Source organism: Desulfurellaceae bacterium (assembly GCA_021296095.1).
In the GTDB taxonomy this organism is placed as follows: Bacteria; Desulfobacterota; Binatia; order Bin18; family Bin18; genus JAAXHF01.
Genome location: JAGWBB010000141.1, coordinates 552 through 6,880, shown reverse-complemented (window position 1 = coordinate 6,880; position 6,329 = coordinate 552). Strand labels below are relative to the sequence as shown.

The 6,329-nt window shown below is 64.6% G+C and carries 8 protein-coding genes; 6 read left to right on the top strand and 2 right to left on the bottom strand.

What is annotated here, in order from left to right; genetic code table 11:
* Nucleotides 1–1,209: DUF1329 domain-containing protein (locus J4F42_21435; GenBank protein ID MCE2488086.1), on the top strand; the 1,209-nt coding region annotated here is incomplete at its 5' end.
* Between the two features lie 221 nt (nt 1,210–1,430).
* Nucleotides 1,431–2,288 (top strand): alpha/beta hydrolase, encoded by an 858-nt coding sequence (locus J4F42_21430; GenBank protein ID MCE2488085.1) that lies wholly within the window; start codon nt 1,431–1,433, stop codon nt 2,286–2,288.
* Here the strand turns inward: J4F42_21430 and J4F42_21425 are convergent.
* On the bottom strand, nt 2,179–2,448 hold the full coding sequence (locus J4F42_21425; protein ID MCE2488084.1) for a transposase: 270 nt from the start codon (nt 2,446–2,448) through the stop codon (nt 2,179–2,181). The two genes, J4F42_21430 and J4F42_21425, sit on opposite strands and share 110 nt — an antisense overlap.
* Before the next feature lie 62 nt (nt 2,449–2,510).
* Nucleotides 2,511–3,506, bottom strand: coding sequence for a D-2-hydroxyacid dehydrogenase (locus tag J4F42_21420; GenBank protein ID MCE2488083.1), 996 nt, complete (start codon nt 3,504–3,506; stop codon nt 2,511–2,513).
* Between the two features lie 143 nt (nt 3,507–3,649).
* Between J4F42_21420 and J4F42_21415 the strand changes: the two genes are divergently transcribed.
* From J4F42_21415 to J4F42_21400, 4 genes are all read left to right on the top strand, one after another.
* Nucleotides 3,650–4,807: an FAD-binding protein gene (locus J4F42_21415; protein ID MCE2488082.1), complete on the top strand. Its 1,158-nt coding sequence runs from the start codon at nt 3,650–3,652 to the stop codon at nt 4,805–4,807.
* Nucleotides 4,746–5,132: an FAD-binding protein gene (locus J4F42_21410; GenBank protein ID MCE2488081.1), complete on the top strand. Its 387-nt coding sequence runs from the start codon at nt 4,746–4,748 to the stop codon at nt 5,130–5,132. The genes J4F42_21415 and J4F42_21410 overlap by 62 nt, the downstream gene beginning before the upstream one ends.
* Nucleotides 5,133–5,134: 2 nt before the next feature.
* Nucleotides 5,135–5,998, top strand: a complete 864-nt coding sequence (locus tag J4F42_21405) for an isocitrate lyase/PEP mutase family protein (protein ID MCE2488080.1) — start codon at nt 5,135–5,137, stop codon at nt 5,996–5,998.
* 23 nt (nt 5,999–6,021) lie between these two features.
* A partial coding sequence (locus tag J4F42_21400; protein MCE2488079.1) for an MmgE/PrpD family protein occupies nt 6,022–6,329 on the top strand: 308 nt, incomplete at its 3' end.

The window sequence follows — 6,329 nt, the reverse complement described above, 5'->3', positions numbered from 1 at the left end:
CCGGCTTTAGCCGTTCTGGCCGCAACCCCCGAGTCGGTCCGCTCCGTCTTTTTTCCGTACCAGGACGGTTTACCTCAACACCCGGGAGTTGCGTCCGACACGACTATTGACCAGGACAACTGGCAGGTTGCCGAGGCGGTGCTGCTGCCCGAGATCCTGAGCCTCATCCAAGCCGGTGATTTTCGTATCCGCGTCCAGGCGACCACCGATCTGCCGGTTCGGACGCCCTATCTCGAGGCCAGCCTGGCCCACGCCCAGCAGGCGCGGCTGACCGAGACCGGCCAGGTAGAACACTATCAGGCCGGCCGGCCGTTCCCCGTGCTGGACGCGGCTGACCCGCAGGCGGGCCTCAAGGCGCTGTGGAATTTTCGGTATCGCGACCTGCCCCAGACGCTCGACATCCGGGCCTATGTGCGCGGAATCAATAGCGCCGGAACGATTGATCGGTCGAATGTCGGCCGGATGCGGATGCGCTTTGGCATGCATCGGGTCGGGGACGAACACAACGATCCCCAGTGGCAGGAAAAAGGGATCTACATGAGAGCCACCTTTCGGCTCGTCGCGCCCGCCGATCAAGAGGGCCGGATGCGGATCATGACCGTCTTTGATGATGATAGCCAGCCGCAGGAGATCCTGAGCTATAATCCCCTGAACCGGCGTATCCGCAAGAGTCACTCAAACCTGTTGGCCCGCATGGGCGGCGGCCGCTATGACATCCTGATGGAAGAGCAGCCGCCGCTGTACTTCATCGGCTATCTGCACGAGTACGAGTGGACCTATCTCACAGAACGACTGCTGCTCCTGCCCGGCTTTCTGCAGGACGACGAAGTGAGTTTTGGCGGCAAAAACAACTGGTACCCGGAGGCGCCGTGGGAGTTGCGCCGCGTCGTGGCGGTTGAGGCGATGCCAAAAGCGGGCCACCCCTACGGCAGGCGGGTGTTTTATCTGGACGTGCAAACCTATGCCCTGCTGGCCGTGCTGAGCTATGACGCCGACGGGCAGTTCGCCCGCCTGACCCTCAACGTGCACGGTCACCCGGACTATGTGCCTGGGGCGCAGGGGGTTCGCATGCCGGTCCCGCTGGGCATGAGCTGGGTCAACGTGCAGCGCGAGGATGCTGCGGTGTTCACGGCCGGCGCGCCCCGCCTCAACGGGCCGGACTCGCCGCGCCGCTACGACCTGATGGAACTCCTGCGGATGGGCAAATAGTACGCTTTCTCTGTCGTGTTGAGCGGAGCGAGGATATCATGGAGGTCTTGCGGGCTGCCTGGTGAGTGTCGAGCGGTGCTAGACCACAGAGCGCAGTCTGACCGGAAGCGGTCTCGTAAACAGCACGGGTTCCTTATCCTTACAGCCCTTGTCTCACAGGGGCATGAGGGATAAAGGACTGTGCATCGCACGCGACAGGCCAAGCACGACAGGAGGCAACGATGAACAGCGAGAGCGGGACTATCGACGCCGGCGGCTTCACGCTTCAATACCTGATCGAGGGCAGCGGTCCACCCGCTATCGTCATCGGCAGTGCGCGGTACTATCCCCGTGTCTTTTCGCAGCAGCTTCGGGAGCATCTCCGGCTGGTCTTCCTCGACCATCGCGGCTTTGCCCGGGCTCCGGCGACTATCGATCCCGCTTCTTTCAAGCTGGAAACTGTGGTCGACGACATAGAGCGAGCCCGCCAGGCGCTTGGCTTGGGGCGGGTGATGGTGATAGGCCACTCGGGCCACAGCTATATGGCGCTCGAATACGGCAAGCGCTACCCCGATCATGTGTCGCACGTGGTCATGATTGGCATTGCCCCGGATCTCAGCGCCGACAGCGTGGAAGCGGTGGCGCGGTACTGGCGCGAGTCGGTCTCTCCTGAACGAAAGGCGCTCTTCGAGACCAATCTCCAACGCCTGCCTGATGAAGAATTGGCGCATTTGCCGCTCTCGGAACGATTCATCACCGCCTATATTCGCAATGGAGCGAAGATATGGTTCGACCCGAAGTTCGATTCAACCCCACTGTGGGAGGGGGTCGAGTTGAACGAGGTCTTCGACCACATTTGGGGCAAGGTCTTTCCCGCCATCGACATCACGCAGTCCCTCGACGCCCTGGAACGGCCCGTGTTTCTCGCCCTCGGGCGCTACGACTTCCTGGTTGCGCCTCCGTCGTCCTGGGACCGTGTCCGTCCGGCATTCAAAGACCTGACCGTGCGGGTCTTCGAGCGAAGCGGTCATACGCCCCAGTTCGAGGAGGCAGGACTCTTTGATGCGGAGCTGTTGGGCTGGCTGAAGAGCAAGCCCTAGCCGGCGGATTCGTGCGCGTGGCGTGTATCAGCGCGGCAATCTGCTGAGAACCCCACCCCTGCTGGAATCGGCGCTGGCAGGTCTGGTAGGGCGGATAGCAGCTCGGGAGCTCGGCCCATTGGGCGCCGGTGCGCAGAATCCAGAGAATGCCGTTTAACACGGCGCGAGAATCGCGCCATGGACGCCCACGACCATCGGCCCGCCTGGTTTATGAGACCGCTTCTAATATCCCAGCTGTTTATCTATCAACCCCAGTAAGGGTTCGCCGCGCTGTATGCGGCCCAGATTGTCACAGAAGCGAGCCAGGTTGCGCGGAGCGCGGAGCTGACTGGCGCCGGCCGTATGCGGGGTCATGACCACGTTGTCGAGGGTCCACAGCGGATGCTCGGCCGGCAGCGGCTCCTGCGGGGCGACATCCAGTCCGGCGCCGCCACAGCGCCCGTCCCGCAGCGCCCGGACCAGCGCGTCACCGTCGATGATCTCTCCACGGGTGACATTGATGACCAGGCCGCCGGGCTTGAGCTGGGCAAAGGTGGTAGCGTTGAGCAGATGCCTGGTCTGGGCGGTCAGCGGGCAGCACACGACGACCACGTCAGAGCCACCCAGCAGCTCGGCCAGGCGCTCACGGCCCCACACCTCCTGTACCCCGTCGGAGGGCGACACCGGCCACTCGTCAAGGGCCAGGACCCGCATACCAAATGCTGTGGCCCGCCGGGCCATGGCCCGGCCGGTACCGCCAAAGCCGACGATACCCATGGTCAGGCCCTCCAGCTCGATCTCCTTGCGGCGCATGGCCTCGCGGGCGTCCCAACTCCCGGAACCCAGCCGGATGGCGGTCGCAATCTGGCGGGTCAGGGCCAGCAGCAGGCCGAAGCCGGTGTCGGCCAGATGCCCACCGACCAGACCCTTCTCACCGGTCAGGATGACCCCTGAGTCACGCATGGCCGGATACAGGAACATGTCCACGCCCGAGGCAATGGCGTGCACCCAGCGCAGACCGGGCGCGGCGTGGAACAGCGCTTGGGGAAGAAAGCCCAGGATGATATCCACGTCCCGGGCCTGCTCCAGCGCCTCGTCCAGCCGTGCTACGACCCGGATGCGCGAGCCAGGCGCGGCCGCCGCCCGTATCTGCTGCATGTCCGGGTCGGACAGCTCGGGCAGGGTCAGCCCCAGCAACACCAGGATATTCATCGGTCCGTCCAGCTTGAGCGCGCTCATATGTTTCCCGTCTCCTGTGGAGTGAACGGATTGTACGCGGATAGGCGTGTTGATGCAAAGCCGGAAAAGGTGTAGTTGGCCGGGGAGGTCGGCGGTCTTTGGTCTACACAGCCCGACCTTGCTTAGTAAAGGAGGACCAGCCCGTGCCACATACAGACGAGGTGTTCGATGTCATCGTAGTCGGGGCGGGCAACGCGGCGTTTACCGCAGCCCTGGCCGCCCGCGCCGAAGGCGCCCGGGTTGTCGTACTGGAGAAGGCCAGCCAAAAACTGCGGGGCGGCAACACGCGCTTCACCGGCGGTGTGTTTCGCTGCGTGTATAACAGCCTCGAAGACCTGGTTGCCGTGGTGCGCGACAACGACGACCCCAGCACCGTGGCGCTCGATCCCTACACCCGCGAAGACTACCTCCAGGACTTGGCGCGGGTGACCGGCGGCCGGACCGACCCCGCGCTGAGCCAACTCCTGGTTGATCGGTCGTATGACACCGTCCGCTGGATGGCCGACCTGGGGGTGGCCTGGGAGTTCAGCCGGGCGGTCGGCGCGGTCACGATTGCCGGGGCGGCCAAGGTCAAGCTGTCGCGGGGCGGGGCGCTGCGGGCCAAGGGCGAGGGCGTGTTACTGTCCAGCACCCTCTTTCGGCTGGCCGACGCGGCCGATATTCCGGTGCTGTACGAGACCCAGGCCGGACGCATTGTGACCGGCCCGGACGGACGGGTGAGCGGTCTTGAGGTCCGAGGGCCTGAGGGTATTCGGACCATGAGCTGCCGGGCGCTGGTGCTGGCCAGCGGCGGGTTTCAGGCCAGCCCCGACATGCGCACGGCCTACCTGGGTCCGACCTGGAGCCTGGTCAAGGTGCGCGGCACCCGCTTCAATACCGGCGAGATGATTCGGCAGGCCCTGGACCTCGGCGCCCAGAGTTACGGTGAATGGGCCGGCTGTCACGCCAACGCGCCGAGCTACGGCGAGCTGCGGCTGACCGACAAGACCAACCGGCTGTCATACCCCTTCTCGGTCATGATCAACCTCGACGGCGAGCGCTTTGTTGACGAGGGCGAGGATTTCAACCTGTACACCTACGCCAAAATGGGGCGGGAAATTTTACGTCAGCCCAGAGCGGTCATTTTTCAGGTCTTTGACCGCACGACCACCCCACTGCTGGAGACGCGCTATAACACCGGGACACCGGTGGTGGCCGACAGCCTGCCCGAGCTGGCCGACGGGGTCGAGCAGCGCTACGGTGCGCTGGGCTTTCGCAAAGCCCGAGGCCTACAACGCGGCGGTTCAGGACGGCGCGTTTGACCCCGACGTTCTGGACGGCAAACACACCCTGGGATTGCGGCCCGACAAGACCAACTGGGCGACCCGCGTTGAGACGCCGCCGTTTTGCGCCTATGCGGTCAGTCTGGGCATCACCTTCACCTTTGGTGGGATTCGAATCAACACCGACGCCGCAGTCGTCGATCAGCTTGAGCGGCCGATTCCGGGCCTGTTCGCCACCGGCGAGATGACGGGCGGATTCTTCTACCACAACTATCCGGGCGGGGCCGGCCTGATGCGCGGAGCGGTCTTTGGTCGGCTGGCCGGGACGCACGCGGCACGCTTTGCCCGCGAGCGGCGGGACTGAGCATGCTCCACGACAGCCAGGGAACAAGTCAGCTGCAAAGCCTGCTCAGTCAGGGCGGTCTGCTCACCGCCCCCGGAGTCTACGACGGTCTGTCGGCGCGGATTGCCGAGGCCGCAGGATTTGCGGCTTTGTATATCAGCGGTGGGGCGATCTCGCGCAGCATGGGCTATCCCGACCTGGGCCTGGTGACCCAGACCGAGATGCTCAAGCGGCTGGAAGAGATTCGGGCGGTCACCCGGCTGCCGCTCATCATGGACGCCGACACCGGCTACGGCAACGCGATCAATGTACTGCGGACGGTGCGAGCCTACGAGCGGGCCGGTGCGGCCGCGCTCCATATCGAGGATCAGGTCGAACCCAAGCGCTGCGGGCATTACGAGGGCAAGGAGATCATCGAGGCGCACGAAATGTGCCAGAAAATCCGAGCCGCCTGCGCGGCCCGCGACCGGCTGCTGATTATCGCCCGCACCGACGCCAGAGCGGTCAGCGGCCTGGAGGCAGCCATCGAACGGGGTCAAGCCTATGCCCAGGCCGGCGCGGATGTGATCTTTGTCGAGGCGCCGCAGTCACTCCAAGAAATCGAACGTATCGCACAGGCTGTTCGGGCGCCGCTGCTGATCAATATGTTCTGGGGCGGGAAAACGCCGCTGGTGCCGCCTGAGCGGCTGGCCGCCCTGGGCTACCGGATCATGATCGTGCCCTCAGACTTGCAGCGCGCCGCCATTCGGGCCATGCAGCGCGCCGCAGCGGCTATTCGCCAAGACGGCAATACCGCAGCCCTGGCCGACGAGATGGTATCGTTTGCCGAACGCGAACAGGTCATCGGCGCGCCCGAAGTCGAGACGCTGCAAAAACGGTTTCTCTAAAAAGGAAAAGCCCGGGGAAAAACGTGTCCATTACCCAACAGCTGTGTCACACCCTCAGCCAGACCCGCTTTGAGGGCCTGCCGGCCGCTGTCGTGACAGTGGCCAAGCGGATCATGCTGGACGGGCTGGCGGTGGCCGTGGCCGGCTCCCTGGAAGAGGGGCCCCGGATTGCCGCCGCACATGTGAAAAGCCTGGGCGGAACACCGGTGTCGAGCGTGCTGGGCGCGGGTTTTAAGACCTCTCCGGTATCGGCCGCGTCGGTCAACGGGGTGGCCATGCACGTGCTCGACTACGAGCCGATGTGGAGCCCGCCGACCCACGCCACTTCGCC